12 protein-coding genes are annotated in these 15,205 nt (G+C 64.1%); 6 read left to right on the top strand and 6 right to left on the bottom strand.

All coding sequences use genetic code 11. The features are described from left to right. Positions 1-233 precede the first annotated feature (233 nt). The 3 genes from LOY69_RS13070 to LOY69_RS13060 all read right to left on the bottom strand — a co-directional run bounded on the left by LOY69_RS13070 (position 234) and on the right by LOY69_RS13060 (position 4,044). Positions 234-839: a hypothetical protein gene (locus tag LOY69_RS13070; RefSeq protein ID WP_265074696.1), complete on the bottom strand. Its 606-nt coding sequence runs from the start codon at positions 837-839 to the stop codon at positions 234-236. Positions 840-1,054: 215 nt separating this feature from the next. After that, positions 1,055-2,332, bottom strand: coding sequence for a Zn-dependent hydrolase (locus tag LOY69_RS13065; RefSeq protein WP_265074695.1), 1,278 nt, complete (start codon positions 2,330-2,332; stop codon positions 1,055-1,057). A gap of 224 nt (positions 2,333-2,556) precedes the next feature. After that, on the bottom strand, positions 2,557-4,044 hold the full coding sequence (locus LOY69_RS13060; protein WP_265074694.1) for an NCS1 family nucleobase:cation symporter-1: 1,488 nt from the start codon (positions 4,042-4,044) through the stop codon (positions 2,557-2,559). Positions 4,045-4,665: 621 nt separating this feature from the next. Here LOY69_RS13060 and hydA point away from each other — a divergent pair. The 3 genes from hydA (at position 4,666) to preA (ending at position 9,167) form a co-directional block, all read left to right on the top strand. Continuing rightward, positions 4,666-6,105: a dihydropyrimidinase gene (gene hydA / locus LOY69_RS13055; protein ID WP_265074693.1), complete on the top strand. Its 1,440-nt coding sequence runs from the start codon at positions 4,666-4,668 to the stop codon at positions 6,103-6,105. A gap of 419 nt (positions 6,106-6,524) precedes the next feature. Further along, positions 6,525-7,892: an NAD(P)-dependent oxidoreductase gene (locus tag LOY69_RS13050; RefSeq protein ID WP_265074890.1), complete on the top strand. Its 1,368-nt coding sequence runs from the start codon at positions 6,525-6,527 to the stop codon at positions 7,890-7,892. Further along, entirely contained in the window at positions 7,893-9,167 is a 1,275-nt protein-coding gene (gene preA / locus LOY69_RS13045) for an NAD-dependent dihydropyrimidine dehydrogenase subunit PreA (RefSeq protein WP_265074692.1), read from the top strand. It begins immediately after the preceding gene. Positions 9,168-9,422: 255 nt separating this feature from the next. On the opposite strand, the gene LOY69_RS13040 is transcribed toward preA, so the two are convergent. Further along, a complete protein-coding gene (locus tag LOY69_RS13040) occupies positions 9,423-10,043 on the bottom strand; it encodes a TetR/AcrR family transcriptional regulator (RefSeq protein WP_102879788.1) in 621 nt (206 codons plus the stop codon). Positions 10,044-10,307: 264 nt separating this feature from the next. On the opposite strand from LOY69_RS13040, the gene LOY69_RS13035 reads away from it, so the two are divergent. The 3 genes from LOY69_RS13035 to copD are packed head-to-tail and all read left to right on the top strand — an operon-like array spanning position 10,308 to position 12,022. Then, positions 10,308-10,742 (top strand): GNAT family N-acetyltransferase, encoded by a 435-nt coding sequence (locus LOY69_RS13035; protein ID WP_102879789.1) that lies wholly within the window; start codon positions 10,308-10,310, stop codon positions 10,740-10,742. 32 nt (positions 10,743-10,774) lie between these two features. Beyond that, positions 10,775-11,143 carry a copper homeostasis periplasmic binding protein CopC gene (gene copC, locus LOY69_RS13030; RefSeq protein ID WP_265074691.1) on the top strand — a complete coding sequence of 123 codons (369 nt, stop codon included), beginning with the start codon at positions 10,775-10,777 and terminating at the stop codon, positions 11,141-11,143. Between the two features lie 3 nt (positions 11,144-11,146). After that, the gene (copD, locus tag LOY69_RS13025) at positions 11,147-12,022 is read left to right on the top strand and encodes a copper homeostasis membrane protein CopD (protein ID WP_265074690.1); all 876 of its coding nucleotides are present in this window, start codon (positions 11,147-11,149) and stop codon (positions 12,020-12,022) included. Positions 12,023-12,206: 184 nt separating this feature from the next. On the opposite strand, the gene LOY69_RS13020 is transcribed toward copD, so the two are convergent. Together LOY69_RS13020 and LOY69_RS13015 are read right to left on the bottom strand one after the other, a co-directional pair. Next, positions 12,207-13,337, bottom strand: coding sequence for an HlyD family secretion protein (locus LOY69_RS13020; RefSeq protein ID WP_102879792.1), 1,131 nt, complete (start codon positions 13,335-13,337; stop codon positions 12,207-12,209). After that, positions 13,334-14,989: an MFS transporter gene (locus tag LOY69_RS13015; protein WP_110653438.1), complete on the bottom strand. Its 1,656-nt coding sequence runs from the start codon at positions 14,987-14,989 to the stop codon at positions 13,334-13,336. Before LOY69_RS13015 ends, LOY69_RS13020 begins: the two co-directional genes overlap by 4 nt. Positions 14,990-15,205: the final 216 nt, after the last annotated feature.

Below are 15,205 nucleotides of genomic sequence, written 5' to 3'. Positions count from 1 at the left end.
GAGTCGCTAAAAGCTAATCGATCTAATAAATCAAAAATAAATACTTTTTAGGAATTAGCTTAGGTTCGGCTGGCAGCTCTATCTCGGCCCTACCCCCTACGCCCGTGCCGGGCGTGCGCAGCCTGCGGCAGCGGCTACAAAAAACAGCTCGCCACGGACCCTGTAGCCGCTGCCGAGCCCGCGAGGCTGCGAAAGGTCGGGCCGCGTTCGGTACGCAGGGCCTGGCTTTTTGGCTACCGACCGCACGGTGTCGAACCGCCGAACTTTGTAGCCCGAAGGCAGAAGAAACTGTCCTTTTTCAGGGTCATCGGCGCCACCGCGCAGGGCAGCAAGGCCTGGTTGACTTCGATCGACAGCTGCTCGCCCTGCAACTCACGCGGGTCCAGGTCGATGATGCACAGGCCTTCACCGCTGCGCAGCGGGAAGCCGGCAGCCTGAATGGGCCGGTTGTCCAGCTTCAGCAGCAGAGGGTTTTGCGCGGGCGAAGCACATGCCATCAGGCTGGGGTGATTGGCCCTGATCTGCACATGGCCGTCATCGTACGACGCGGAAAACAACGGGATGAAGAACAGCGATAAAAGTTGATGGGAGGCGTGGGTCTCCACGTTCACATACAGTGGGCTGCCCCCGCAGGCCAGCTGGAACGCCGTGCCTTTGTCGAAACCGACAACGCTTGCGTCTTGCCAGCCGCCCGGATTGTCGGCCTTCCAGTCGTGGCCCCATTTGTAATCGATACAACCCCCCAGGCTCAGAGCCAGGGCCAGACAGAGCACCATCCTGTGCATGGTCGACATCCCGTGCGAAAAGTTCGCCAGTGTACGCCAGGCAAAGCGGCTCACGCTGCTCCGGCAGGAGCAGGCTTGCCAGCAAAGGCGTCGGTACCGGCGGTGCACGTCTGGCGGGCCCCTTCGCCGGCAAGCCGGCTCCTACGGGAATGGCGGTGTGGGCGGGTTCGTGGAAACACCGCAAGCTACCGGTAGGAGCTGACTTGCCAGCGAAGGCGTCGGCACCAGCGACGCACGTCTGACGGGCCCCTTCGCCGGCAAGCCGGCTCCTACGCTTGGCGCTGGGCGATGGATTGGGAGGCGGCGAGCATGGCGCGCAGCAGGACGGCGCAGCCGGCGGCGAGGTCGTCGGGGTCGGCATTTTCAATTTCGTTATGGCTGATGCCGCCTTCGCAGGGCACGAAGATCATCCCCGCCGGGCCCAGTTCGGCGACGAAGATCGCGTCGTGCCCGGCGCCGCTGACGATGTCCATGTGGGACAACCCCAAGCCCTGCGCGGCTCCGCGCACGGCGTCGACACAGACGGGGTCGAAGTACAGCGGTGGGAAGTCCGCGGTGGGGGTCAGTTCGTAGCTCAGGCCGTGTTCTTCGCAGGTGTTGTCGATCACTTGGCGCACTTCGGCAATCATCGAATCCAGGCGCGCCGGCTCCAGGTGGCGGAAGTCCAGGGTCATGCGCACCTCGCCCGGAATCACGTTGCGCGAGCCCGGGTAGGCTTGCAGGCAGCCGACGGTGCCACAGGCGTGGGGCTGGTGGCCGAGGGCGGCGCGGTTGACCGCGGCGACCACGGCCGCGGCGCCCACCAGGGCGTCCTTGCGCAGGTGCATGGGGGTCGGGCCGGCGTGGGCTTCGACACCGCGCAGCTTGAGGTCGAACCACTTCTGGCCGAGGGCGCCGAGCACAATGCCTATGGTCTTGCGCTCGTCCTCCAGGATCGGGCCTTGCTCGATATGCGCTTCAAAATAGGCGCCCACCGGATGCCCGCTGACCGGGCGCGTGCCGGCGTAGCCGATGGCATTCAACGCCTCGCCGACGCTGATGCCCTCGACATCGGTCTTGGCCAGGGTGTCCTCCAGGGTGAATTTCTCGGCGAACACCCCGGAGCCCATCATGCACGGTGGGAAGCGCGAACCCTCTTCGTTGGTCCACACCACCACTTCCAGGGGCGCTTCGGTTTCCAGTTTGAGGTCATTGAGGGTGCGCAGCACCTCGACCCCGGCCAACACGCCGAAGCAGCCATCGAACTTGCCGCCAGTGGGCTGGGTGTCGATATGGCTGCCGGTCATCACCGGTGGCAGGTGCGGATTGCGCCCGGGGCGGCGGGCGAAGATGTTGCCGATAGCGTCCACCGTGACCGTGCAACCGGCCTCCTCGCACCACTTCACGAACAAATCCCGGGCCTGGCGGTCGAGGTCGGTCAGGGCCAGACGGCAGACCCCACCCTTGACCGTGGCGCCGAGCTGGGCCAGCGCCATGAGCGACTGCCACAGACGGTCGCGGTTGATGTGCTGATGGCTGGATTGCAGAACCTCGACGGCAGCGTTCATGGTGATCTCCTCAGGCATTTCTTCTGATTTTGTCGGGGATGCGTGACGCAATCACCCGGGATAACGGCCTAGCAACAATCGATAGGAGCAGGCCGGGCGGTGTTGCGCTTGCCGGCGAAGGGGCGCGCAAGATGTGCGTCGCCCGTGCCGACGCCTTCGCTGGCAAGCCAGCGCCTACAAAAAACCGCGCGTATGTGGTGAGCACGTAAGCGCTGGCTGGGTGTTCATGTTGGGGTCTTGGCGGTCGCCACCTGGGTGCTGCGCCAGGTGCACAGGCCGTAGTAGATCAACCCGCCCAGGGCCGAACCGGTGAACCAGCCGTAGCTGTAGAACCAGTTGAAGGCGCTGCTGCCCAGGGACATCAGGGTCAGGGCCACCGGTACGCCAAAGGCGATGAAACCGTGCCAGTTCCACGCCGGGTAGACGTCGTCGCGGTACAGGCCGGCCAGGTCCAGGCGCTGTTTCTTGATCAGGAAATAGTCCACCACCATGATCCCGGCGATCGGCCCCAGCAGGCTGGAGTAGCCCAGCAGCCAGTTGGAATACACCGTCTCCAGACTGACGTCGGAAATCAGCAGGCCGAGCTTTTTCAACAACTCGTGGCCCATCAGCGCCAGCCCCACCAGGCCGGTGAGGATCACCGCCGTGGTGCGGCCGATCAGCTTGGGCGCCAGGTTCTGGAAGTCATTGGTGGGCGAGACGATATTGGCTGCGGTGTTGGTGGACAAGGTGGCGATGATGATCAGCGCCATGGCCAGGGCTACCCAGCCCGGGCTCTGGATGTGGCCGATCAGGCTCACCGGGTCGGAGACGGTCACGCCCACCAGCTTCACCGAGGCGGCAGTCATCACCACCCCCAGGGCGGCGAACAGGAACATGGTCAGCGGCAGACCGAAGATCTGCCCGAGGATCTGGTCCTTCTGGCTTTTCGCGTAGCGGCTGAAGTCGGGAATGTTCAGCGACAAGGTGGCCCAGAAGCCGACCATGGCGGTGAGCCCGGCCATGAAGTAACTGGTGACGCTGGCGCCTTCGGGACGCTTGGGCGGGATCGCCAGCAACTCAGTCAGCGACACACTGGGCAAGGCCCACACCAGCAGCCCGATGCCCACCGCCACCAGCAGCGGCGCAGACAATGTTTCCAGCCACTTGATCGACTCGGCGCCGCGCAGCACCACCCACAGGTTGAGGGTCCAGAAGATCATGAAGCCGATCACCTCGCCGGTGCCGCCCAGGGCCTTCCAGCCCTCGAAGATCGAGCCCAGGAACAGGTGGATCGCCAACCCGCCGAACATGGTCTGGATGCCGAACCAGCCGCAGGCTACCAAGGCGCGGATCAGGCACGGCACGTTGGAGCCGATGATGCCGAACGACGAGCGCAGCAGCACCGGGAACGGAATGCCGTACTTGGTGCCGGCAAAGGCGTTGAGGGTCAGGGGCACCAGCACCACGATATTGGCCAGCAGGATCGCCAGCAGCGCCTCGCCGACGCTGAGGCCGAAGTAGGCGGTCAGTACCCCGCCCAGGGTGTAGGTGGGCACGCAGATCGACATGCCGATCCACAGTGCGGTGATGTGCCATTTGTTCCAGGTGCGTTCCTGGACCTTGGTCGGTGCGATGTCGTGGTTGTAACGGGGGCTGTCGAGCACGTCGCTGCCGGCGTCCAGCTCGTACAAGCCTTCGCGCTCGGTCACCTGGGATCTGATCTGTTGCATGGCCGCTCCACTGTTGTTCTGATTATTTTGCTCATCAGGCCGGCGCACTCAGGAACAGCGCGCCGGACGATGGCCGGAGAACTGACGACTTCCGCCCTCCTGGCCAGCGATCTGCGGCGGCAATCAATAAAGATGCCAACTACGGCCGAACTCGCTACTGCACAGTGTGCGAAATCCATGTAAACAACTGATACCACTCAGTTTTATTCAACCAACTTTGTAGCCCTCGGTTAGTTGCCAACTCACTCAGGCCGGGTGTTTGGCAAGTTGTCCGTTTGGTCAGGACCCAAAGCGGTGCACGTTAATTTTCCAAGTTATCGATTAGTCTTTCTCGCGACTCCTCAAGCAGCTGATTTGACATAGGAAATCTCGACTATTTTTCGATCCTGTCAAGTGCGTCAAAATGGTGATGAGCCGCACCATTTTGCGGATTTGTGTTTTTTATTGTTATTTTTCAACAAGTTAAAGTGAATATAAGCTTATATAAAATATTCTTGCTGTTTCTTTAAACTCCGGCTAGCTTCTAATCCTGACACCGCTGACAGGATTATTAAGTTGTCAGTGCGTTCAATAAAAAAGTTAGAACCGGCACCAGTCGGTCATGCCTGCGAGGAACTCGGAATGTCTCTGTTGATCCGTGGCGCCACCGTTATTACCCATGATGAAAGTTACAAAGCCGATGTACTCTGCGCAGGCGGTCTAATTCGCGCCATCGGCAACAATCTGGATATTCCCGCCGGCTGTGAAGTGCTCGACGGCAGCGGCCAATACTTGATGCCTGGCGGCATCGATCCCCATACCCACATGCAACTGCCCTTCATGGGCACCGTGGCCAGCGAAGACTTCTTCAGCGGCACCGCGGCGGGCCTGGCGGGGGGCACCACCTCGATCATCGACTTCGTGATTCCCAACCCGCAGCAGTCGTTGCTGGAGGCCTTCCACCAGTGGCGCGGCTGGGCCGAGAAATCCGCCAGCGACTACGGCTTCCACGTGGCCATCACCTGGTGGAGCGAGCAGGTGCGCGAGGAAATGGCCGAGCTGGTACAGCACCACGGCATCAACAGTTTCAAGCACTTCATGGCCTACAAGAACGCCATCATGGCCGCCGACGACACCCTGGTGGCCAGCTTCGAGCGCTGCCTGGAACTGGGCGCGGTGCCCACGGTGCACGCGGAAAACGGCGAGCTGGTGTACCACCTGCAGCGCAAGTTGCTGGCCCAGGGCATCACCGGGCCAGAAGCCCACCCGCTGTCGCGGCCCTCGCAAGTGGAAGGCGAAGCCGCCAGCCGGGCGATCCGTATCGCCCAAACCCTGGGCACGCCGCTGTATCTGGTGCACGTCTCGACCAAAGAGGCGCTGGACGAAATCACCTACGCCCGCAGCAAGGGCCAACCGGTCTACGGTGAAGTGCTGGCCGGCCACCTGCTGCTGGACGACAGCGTGTACCGCGAACCGGACTGGCAGACCGCCGCCGGTTACGTGATGAGCCCACCCTTCCGCCCTCGTGGCCACCAGGAAGCGCTGTGGCACGGCCTGCAATCGGGCAACCTGCACACCACCGCCACCGACCACTGCTGCTTCTGCGCCGAGCAGAAAGCCGCCGGCCGCGATGATTTCAGCAAGATCCCCAACGGCACCGCCGGCATCGAGGACCGCATGGCCGTGCTCTGGGATGAAGGGGTCAACAGCGGACGCCTGTCGATGCAGGAGTTCGTGGCCCTGACCTCCACCCACACCGCGAAGATCTTCAACCTCTACCCGCGCAAGGGCGCGATCCGCGTCGGCGCCGATGCCGACCTGGTGCTCTGGGACCCGCAAGGCAGCCGCACCATCTCCGCCAAGACCCACCACCAGCAGGTGGACTTCAACATCTTCGAAGGCAAGACCGTGCGCGGCGTGCCCAGCCACACCATCAGCCAGGGCAAGCTGGTGTGGGCCGACGGCGACCTGCGAGCCGAACGCGGCGCCGGGCGCTACATCGAACGCCCGGCCTACCCGGCAGTGTTCGACCTGTTGAGCAAGCGCGCCGAGCAGCACAAGCCAACCGCCGTCAAACGCTGATCCCGGCGCAAGAACACCACGCAAGGCCCCAATGCCAATCCACGCTCTGTGTAGCCGCTGCCGCAGGCTGCGAACGAGCGGTACGCTCGCGGCGTTCTTGAGGCCACTAGAGGGCTGGCAGGAGATCGCCAAGCAAGGCCCTGCGGGCCTTTTCGCAGCCTCGCAGGCTCGGCAGCGGCTACAGGGAGTGCGGGGAACAGGTGGTTTCGTGTAGCCGCTGCCGCAGGCTGCGAACGAGCGGTACGCTCGCGGCGCTCGTGAGGCCAGCAGAGGATTGGCAGGAGACCGTCAAGCAAGGCCCTGCGGGCGTTTTCGCAGCCTCGCAGGCTCGGCAGCGGCTACAGGACGGCAGGACAGATAGCAGTTTCGTGAACACCCATGCCCGTCAGAGGCAGATGAAAAACCGTGAGGCCAAAACCGTGATCAAGACCTTGAACCACTTGCCCCACCCGACCCTGGACGGCGCCACCCTGGCCGGCCATTTCAGCGATCTGGCGCCGCCGCTCAACGCCCGCCAGGCCCATCTGGAAGCCTCGCGCTGCCTGTATTGCTACGACGCGCCCTGCGTCAACGCCTGCCCCAGCGAGATCGACATTCCTTTGTTCATCCGCAATATCCACACCGACAACGTCCAGGGCGCGGCGCAGAAGATTCTCTCGGCCAATATCCTCGGCGGCAGTTGCGCAAGGGTCTGCCCCACCGAAATCCTCTGCCAGCAGGCCTGCGTGCGCAACAACGCCCAGGAGTGCGCGCCGGTGCTGATCGGCCTGCTGCAACGCTATGCCCTGGACAACGCGCACTTCACCGAGCACCCGTTCCAGCGCGCCGCACCCACTGGCAAGCGCATCGCCGTGGTCGGCGCCGGCCCGGCGGGTTTGTCCTGCGCCCACCGCAGCGCCCTGCACGGCCACGACGTGGTGATTTTCGAAGCCCGGGAGAAAGCCGGCGGCCTCAACGAATATGGAATCGCCAAGTACAAGCTGGTGGATGACTTCGCTCAGCAAGAGCTGGAGTTCCTGCTGGGGATTGGTGGCATCGAGATCCGCCACGGGCACAAACTCGGCGCCAACCTGAGCCTAAGCCAACTGCATCAGGAGTTCGACACGGTGTTCCTTGGCCTCGGGCTGGCCGCCAGCAAACAGCTGGGGCTGGAACATGAAGACGCCCCCGGGCTGCTGGCCGCCACCGACTACATCCGCGAACTGCGTCAGGCCGACGACCTCAGCCAGTTGCCGCTGGCCGACCGCTGCATCGTCCTCGGCGCCGGCAACACCGCTATCGACATGGCCGTGCAAATGGCCCGCCTCGGCGCCCGGGACGTCAATCTGGTGTACCGCCGGGGCGTCGAGGACATGGGCGCCACCGCGCACGAGCAGGAGATCGCCAAGGCCAATCAGGTACGCCTGCTGACCTGGGCCGCACCGCAAGACGTGCTGCTGGATGACCAGGGCCGGGTGCGCGGCATGCGCTTCGCCCGCACCCACATGCACGAAGGCCGTTTGCAACACACCGGGGAAACCTTCGAGCTGGCGGCCGACGCGATCTTCAAGGCCATCGGCCAGTCGTTCGACGGCGGCGCCCTGGCCGATCCACTGGCGCGGGAACTGCAGCGTTGCGGGGAACGTATCCAGGTGGACGAACAGCTGCGCACCAGCATTCCCGGGGTCTACGCCGGCGGCGATTGCGTCAGCCTCGGCCAGGACCTGACCGTGCAGGCAGTGCAACACGGCAAGCTGGCCGCAGAAGCCATGCATGCCCAACTCATGCTCAATGTGGAGGCTGCGTAAATGGCCGATTTGTCGATTGTCTTCGCCGGTATCAAAGCCCCCAATCCGTTCTGGCTGGCCTCCGCGCCGCCCACCGACAAGGCCTACAACGTGGTCCGCGCGTTCGAGGCCGGCTGGGGTGGTGTGGTCTGGAAAACCCTGGGTGAGGACCCGGCGGCAGTCAACGTCTCGTCCCGTTATTCCGCGCATTTCGGACCGAACCGGGAAGTGATGGGCATCAACAACATCGAGCTGATCACCGACCGCTCCCTGGAGATCAACCTCAAGGAAATCACCCAGGTGAAGAAGGACTGGCCGGATCGCGCCTTGATCGTGTCGCTGATGGTGCCCTGCGTCGAGGAATCCTGGAAAGCCATCCTGCCCCTGGTGGAAGCCACCGGTTGCGACGGCATCGAGCTGAACTTCGGCTGCCCCCATGGCATGCCGGAAAGGGGCATGGGCGCGGCGGTGGGTCAGGTGCCGGAGTACGTCGAACAGGTGACTCGCTGGTGCAAGACTTATTGCTCGCTGCCGGTGATCGTCAAGCTGACGCCGAACATCACCGACATCCGCATGGCCGCCCGCGCCGCCCATCGCGGCGGTGCCGATGCGGTGTCGCTGATCAACACCATCAACTCCATCACCAGCGTCGACCTGGAACGCATGGTGGCCCACCCGATGGTGGGCAGCCAGAGCACCCACGGCGGTTATTGCGGCTCGGCGGTCAAGCCGATTGCCCTGAACATGGTGGCCGAGATTGCCCGTGACCCGCAGACCCGCGGCCTGCCGATCTGCGGCATTGGCGGCATCGGCAACTGGCGCGATGCGGCGGAGTTCGTCGCCCTGGGCTGCGGTGCGGTGCAAGTGTGCACGGCGGCGATGCTGCATGGCTTTCGCATCGTCGACGAGATGAAGGACGGCCTGTCGCGGTGGATGGACAGCCAGGGCTACCACAGCCTGCAGGACTTCTCCGGGCGCGCGGTGGGCAACACCACCGACTGGAAGTACCTGGACATCAACTACCAGGTGATCGCCAAGATCGACCAGCAGGCGTGCATTGGTTGCGGCCGCTGCCATATCGCCTGCGAAGACACCTCGCACCAAGCGATTGCCAGCCTCAGGCAGGCCGACGGCACCCATAAATACGAAGTGATCGACGACGAGTGCGTGGGCTGCAACCTGTGCCAGATCACCTGCCCGGTGCAGGACTGCATCGAAATGGTGCCCCAGGACACGGGCAAGCCCTTCCTCGACTGGCTGCACGACCCGCGCAACCCCTACCGCGAAGCCGTGTAACACCGCACCACTTGTAGCCGCTGCCGCAGACTGCGAACGAGCGGTACGCTCGCGGCGTTATTGAGGCCAGCAAAGGATTGGCGGGAGACCGTCAAGCAAGGCCCTGTGGGCCTTTTCGCAGCCTCGCAGGCTCGGCAGCGGCTACAGGAATTGCGAGGGTCGGGGGTTTTCGTGTAGCCGCTGCCGCAGGCTGCGAACGAGCGGTACGCTCGCGGCGTTCTTGAGGTCAACAGGGATTGCAACTTCGCGTGTTGCTCAGGGCTCCAGGCCGATGCCCCGCAGGATGACGCTGGTAACAGTCTGCACCGCGCGTTCGAATTGCAGGTCCGACAGCGGCTGGTGGTCATTGAGGATCATCACCTGGTGGTCGAAGTCGGCGTAATGCTGGGTCGAGGCCCAGATCATGTACAGCAGGCTCGACGGTTCCACCGGCAGGATCCGTCCAGCCTCGACCCATTGGCGGATCTTCGCTTCCTTCATCTTCGCCCAGTCGTACAGGCTGGCATCCAATGCCTCGCCCAGGGTCGGCGCGCCATGGATGATCTCGTTGGCCCAGACCTTGGAGCCATAAGGCCGGCTGCGCGAATGCTGCATCTTGGCGCGGATGTAGCTGCTGAGCACCACCCGCGGATCGTCGAACATTTCAAAGCACAGGGCGTCCTGCTTCCACAGGTCCAGCAGGTCCATGAGCACGGCGCTGTACAGCTCGTTCTTGGTACTGAAGTAGTAATGCAGGTTGGAGCGCGGCAGTTGCACTTCTTCGGCGATGTCGGCCATGGCGGTCCCGGCATAACCTTTTTCGGCGAAGATTTTCTCGGCCGCCAGGAGGATCTTTTCCACGTTGCTGCGACGAATCTCGATCTTGTGATTGCCCATGAGGGCTCCTACGAAAACAGTCTGCGGCAAGACTAGCATCCGCCCGCGCCCTGCGGGGAGCTGTCAGGCCTGCGACATTGCGGGCCTGGATGGGTCTTTCGCCGCCCGCACGTATTGGGTAGGATCGGCCTCCCGCTCATTTGCAGCAGCCACTGCGGTGCTCCGTCCAGGCGTTAATTCGCGACACGGGCATACAGGTCTCTGCCCGAGTGCCGGCCCTGCCCCATCGCCGGCCATCTGTCCTGTTACCGATGGAATACCCCCATGAAGATTCGCCCTCGCGTCGCTGCGGACGACGCCCTGCTGACCGCGCTCTGGGAGCGTTCGGTCCGCGCCACCCATGACTTTATTGCCGAAGACGATATCCAGCGCCTGTACCCGCTGGTACGCGACAGCTACCTGCCGGCCCTTGAAACCTGGGTCTGGGACAACCCCGACGCCAGCCCCGGCGGTTTTATCGCCACCAGCGACGACACCGTTCAGATGCTGTTCATCGAACCGGCCCAACGCGGCCAGGGCATCGGTCGCCGGCTGCTGGATCATGTACGCCGTCCGGGCCTTAAGGTCGACGTCAATGAACAGAACCCACAGGCCCATGGCTTTTACCGTCACTACGGCTTCGTCGACTGCGGCCGCTCGGAAACCGATGGCGAAGGCCGGCCGTTTCCGATCATCCACATGCAGTTGCGCGATCGTTGAGCCCCTGCCCTCTATATAAAGGTAACCCTCTCATGTCACTGAAAAACCTCTTCACCACCACCGCCCTGCTCGCCTCGCTGCTGGGCGCCTCCTCGGTATTCGCCCACGCCCACCTGAAAGGCTCGACCCCGGCGGCCAACAGCAGCGTGGTTGCGCCCAACGAACTGCGCCTGATGTTCAGCGAAGGCGTGGAAGCGGCCTTCACTCAAGTGACGATCAGCAAGGACGGTGCCCCCCTCGAAGTGAAAAGCCTGGCCACCGAAGGTACGGACAAGAAAACCCTGGTGGTCACCCCCGCCGCCACGCCGCTGCGCGCTGGCGAGTACAAGGTGGAGTGGCACGCGGTGTCGGTGGACACCCACAAGAGCGAAGGCAGCTACAGCTTCAAGGTGAGCCCGTAAGCCATGGCGTCATGGCTGGTGCTGTGCCGCTTTGTGCACTTTGCGGTGGTGTTGACCCTGGTCGGCGCCTGGGTGTTTCGCCCGTTGTTGCTGGGCCGAGATGCCGCGCACAACGGCCATGGCGCCGTGCATCGACAGCTCGACCGGCTCAGCCGCTGGTTGACGCTGATCGGCCTTTGCAGTGGCCTGTGCTGGCTGCTGCTGATCACCGCCAGCATGGCCGGCTCCTGGCCGGCGGCGCTGGACCCGGCAACTGTGGGGTTGGTACTGGGCAAGACCTTCTTCGGCCAGATCTGGACCTGGCACCTGCTGCTCAACCTCTTGTTGCTGGGGTTGCTGCTGACCCCACTGGGCCGACACCTGTCACTACAACTGGGGCTCGGTGCCCTGCTCCTGGCAACCCTGGCTCCGGTGGGTCACGGCGCCATGCTTGATGGGCTGCAGGGGCAGATGCTGATCCTCAATCAGATCGTGCACTTAAGCTGTGTCGCCATCTGGTTGGGGGGTTTGCTGGTGTTGTTGCTGGTGTTGCGCCAACCCGCGAGCCTGTCTGTCGAACCCTTGTTAAAGCGCTTCAGCGGCGTGGGTTACGGGCTGGTAAGCGGCTTGCTGATCACCGGCCTGATCAACGTCCGGGTGCTCACCGGACAGTGGTGGCCAAGCCCATTGTTCAGCGGCTTTGCCCTGATCCTGCTGATCAAGGTGCTGCTGGTGGCGGGCATGCTCGGGCTGGCGCTGTTCAACCGCCTGCGCATCCGCGGCTGCGACCAGCGCCTGTCGAGCCTGCGCAGCAGCGTGCTGGTGGAGTGGTTGCTGGGCGTGGCGGCGGTGGCCGCCGTGTCGTTGCTGGGCACCTTGCCGCCGATGCAGGCGGCATAACCTCCCGCGCACCGCGCCCCTGTAGCCGCTGCCGCAGGCTGCGAAAAGGTCCGCAGGACCTTCAGCGATCTCAAGGCCTCCCCCCCTGGTCTTGAGCATTGCGGTGGGGCGCCATCCTTGGCGTCTGCTGCGCAGCCGGTCGCAGCCTGCGGCAGCGGCTACAGAGGATCCGCGGCGAGAGGGATCAAGGCGTGACGGAGGTGTCGATGCTGACCACCACCGACAATCCGGGGCGCAGGCGCTCAAGCTCTGGCTGATCCGGGTCGACGCTGATCCGCACCGGGACGCGCTGGGCAATCTTGACGAAGTTGCCGGTGGCGTTGTCGGCCTGCAACAAGGCGAATTCGGAACCGGTAGCCGGGGAAATCCGCTGCACCTTGCCGCTGAAGGTGCGGTGGTTCAGGGCGTCCACGGTAAAACTCACCGGCTGCCCGACCCGCACATTGTCCATCTGGGTTTCCTTCATGTTGGCCATCACCCACAGTTGGTTCGGCACCAGGGCCATGAGCTGGGCTCCGGAGTTGACGTAAGCCCCCAGGCGCACGCCGATCTGCCCCAGTTGCCCGTCGCGGGGCGCGAGGATGCGGGTGTTGGACAGGTCGATGCGCGCCAGCTCCACCGCGGCTTCGGCGCTGGCCACCGCCGCTTCCAGGGAGCCGCGGTTGACGATCACCGTCTGCAGGTCCTGGCGGGCGATGTCCAGTTGCGCCTGGGCCTGGGCCACGGCGGCGACGGTCTGGGCATTGGCCGCGCGGGTCACGTCCAGCTCACGCTGGGACACCGAACCGTCGGCAATCAGTGCCTGGTTGCGTTGCAGGTCGGCCGCGCTCTTGCGCGCCTGGGCCTGGCTGTCGACCAGAGCGGCCTGGCGCAGCTTGATCGTGGCTTCGGCGCTGTTGCGTTGCTGCAGGGCATTGGCCAGGGCTGCCTTCTGCACCGCCAGTTGCGCCAGGGACTGGTCCAGGCGCTGGCGATAGATGCGGTCGTCGAGGCGCACCAGCAGATCGCCGGCCTTGACCTGCTGGAAGTCCTGCACCGGCACCTCGAACACATAGCCGCTGAGCTGCGGGCCGATGATGGTCACCTGCCCGCGCACCAGGGCGTTCTCGGTGCTTTCGATGGCGCTGGAAAACGGCGGCAGCTGCCAGGCATAGAGCACGATCAGCACACCGACGATGGCGATGGCGGCAAAGCCCAGGGATGAGAGGATGCGCACCGCCAGCGGGCGCGGCTCGGTCGCCGGAACACTCGGCGGGCCGTTGGGCTCGGGAGTCGAGGCGATGGCATTGGTGGTGGGGTTGACGGTTTCGCTCATGAAGTTGGGGCACCACTTTGTTGAACGGGAGCCGCGGGCGCGACCGCTCGGGTCGTGCTCATCAGCCACAGGCTGCGGATGAATATCCAGAGCATGGTGAGTACGGCAATCACCGCGATCAGCATGAATACATCGTTATAAGCCAGCACGTTGGCCTCGCGGGTGGCCGCACTGGCCAGGCTGCGAATGCCTTGCAGGGTGCGCAGGTCCGGGTCGGCGATGACCTTGCCGTAGGCCGCCGCGCCGCTCTGCACCCGGGCCAGGACCTGGGGATCGAGCAGGGTCAATTGCTCGACGATGTGGCTGGAATGGTACTTCTCGCGCACGATCTGGAAGGTGCCGAGCAAGGCCGAGCCGATCAGCCCGCCGAGGTTCTGGCAGATGCCGAACAGCACCGAGAAGCTGACCAGATTGCGCGGGTTGGTCAGCACATTGCGGGTGCCCAGGACCATGGTCGGGCCGAGAAAGAAGGTGCCGCCAAAGGCCAGGAGGAACTGGCTGAGGTACATGTTGGCCGGGCGCGTGAGGTTGCTGGAGAAACTGTCCATCACCGAGCCCACGGCCATCAGCGCCAGGGAAATGACCAGCGGCATCAACAGATGCGCCGGGTTGATGGTCAGCGCGCTGGTGGCCAGCCCGGCGATGCTGCCCAGCAGCATCACCCCGTAGAGCAGGCGCATCTGCTCGCTGCTCATGTTCAACGCCTGGAGAAAGCCCACGGCGCCGGTGGACTGTTCCGACAGCACCATGCGAATCAGGATCACCGCCAGGGCCAGGCGGATCATCGCCCCGCTGCCCAGCCAGCGGGTCATCAGCATCGGGTTGCTGCGGTTATGTTCGATGCACAGCCCGGCCAGGATCAGCACGATGGAGCCGGCACTGGCGTAGCCGATCCACGGCGCTTCCAGCCACCAGTCGATGCGCCCCAGCGATAGCACCGCGCACAGCAGGGCAACGCCTGTGGCCAGCAAAGCGAAGGTCAGGAAGTCGAGTTTCTCGAAGGTGCGAAAACGGTCCCCCGGCGGCAGCTTGAGCAGGAACACGCAGCCCAGGGAGGTCAGCGCCAGGCCCAGTTCGAACAGGTACAGGCCGCGCCATTCGGCGATCTGCAGCAGGTCCTCGGAAAACAGCCGGGCCAGGGGCAAGGCCAGCTGCGAGGTGCCCAGCCCCAGCACCAGGGCCTTGAGCCGCCATTTCGCCGGGAAGGCCTGGACCATGTAGTACAGCCCCAGGGAGCTGAGCGCGGCGCCGACCATGCCATGGGCCGCGCGCACGGCGATGGCCGAACTCAGGTCGTTGACGAACAGGTGGCCGAAGGTCACCAGGGCATAAAGCACCAGGAACACTTCGGTGAAGGCGCGCAGGCCGAACTGCTGGCGAAACTTCACCAGCAGCAGGTTCATCGACACATTGGTCATCACGTAGGCGGCCGGCAGCCAGGCCATTTCCGCGGTGGTCGCCCCCAGCGCGCCTTGCAGGTACGGCAGGTTGGCGATCACCAGCGAGTTGCCCAGGCCGCCGGTGATCGCCACCAGCAAGCCCACCAGGGCATAGGCCAGGCGCTTGTGGCCGGGGTGCAGCGGTGTCGAGGGGGAACCGGGCAAGCTGGGCTTTTCGTGGGGCTGCCAGTTGCGCGGGGCGTAGTGATCCATGCCGTGACCTTGTGCTGTGCCGGTCGCTGTTGCAGCGCCCGGCGATGTTCGCGGTGCTCCGGCAGTGTGCCGGAAAATCCCACCGTCCAGGCAATGCCCAGGCTTGCAGGATGAATTTTATTTTAAGGCGCTGGCGCCGGTGGCGTTTTTTCGCAATCCTGCCCTCGCTGGCGCCCGTCGAAGCGGGCGCCGCCTGCCCTCGCCCATCGGAGCTCG

Origin of the sequence: Pseudomonas sp. B21-059 (assembly GCF_026016285.1) — a bacterium.
Taxonomy (GTDB): domain Bacteria; phylum Pseudomonadota; class Gammaproteobacteria; order Pseudomonadales; family Pseudomonadaceae; genus Aquipseudomonas; species Aquipseudomonas danubii.
Note: the sequence above shows the minus strand (reverse complement) of the source record. Positions and strands in the feature narration are given on the sequence as shown.